Origin of the sequence: Streptomyces sp. SID14436 (assembly GCF_010548465.1) — a bacterium.
Classification (GTDB): domain Bacteria; phylum Actinomycetota; class Actinomycetes; order Streptomycetales; family Streptomycetaceae; genus Streptomyces.
Genome location: NZ_JAAGMD010000497.1, coordinates 1 through 629, shown reverse-complemented (window position 1 = coordinate 629; position 629 = coordinate 1). Strand labels below are relative to the sequence as shown.

Below are 629 nucleotides of genomic sequence, written 5' to 3'. Positions count from 1 at the left end.
GCCGCCCCGCTGACCGCGCCCGCCCCGCCCGTCCCGGCCCCCGCACCGCCCCGGTGCGGGGGCCGGGCGATGTAATGTGCTGTTAACTATACGTAGCCGGATCGTACTTGACCGTAATCGGCCGGGGGCGATTGACTGCTGATCCATCCCGTCGTCGCTGCGAGGCCAGCCCGTGACCGCAGACCTGCTCGCTCCTCTCGACCTGGCGTTCTGGAACATCGAGTCCGCCGACCACCCGATGCACCTCGCGGCGCTCGGCGTCTTCCCGGCCGGCTCCGGTGCCGCGGGTGCCCACGCGGCCGACCTCCTCGCCTCCCGCGCCGCCGCCGTCCCCGGACTGCGGATGCGCATCCGGGACGTGTGGCGCCCGCTCACCGGCAGCTCGCTGGCGGCGCTCCGGCGCCCCTGGACCGGGCAGGGCGAACCCCTCGCCGCGGCCCTGCGCCGCCCCCTCTCCTTCGGCGGCGCCCGCCGCGAACCCGACCCGCGCTTCGACCCGCAGGACCACGTCCGGCTGCACGCGCCGGCACCCGACTTCCACGCGGCGGCCGGCCGCCTCATGGAACGCCCGCTGGACCGCTCCCGGCCCCCCTGGGAGGCCCACGTCCTCCCCGCACAGGACGGCGCGT

The 629-nt window shown here is 76.5% G+C and carries 1 protein-coding gene; it reads left to right on the top strand.

Translation table 11 applies throughout. The features are described 5' to 3' along the window. Positions 1 to 172: 172 nt before the first annotated feature. Positions 173 to 629 (top strand): wax ester/triacylglycerol synthase domain-containing protein (locus G3I53_RS16970; protein WP_343240636.1); only part of this gene is annotated, 457 nt, incomplete at its 3' end.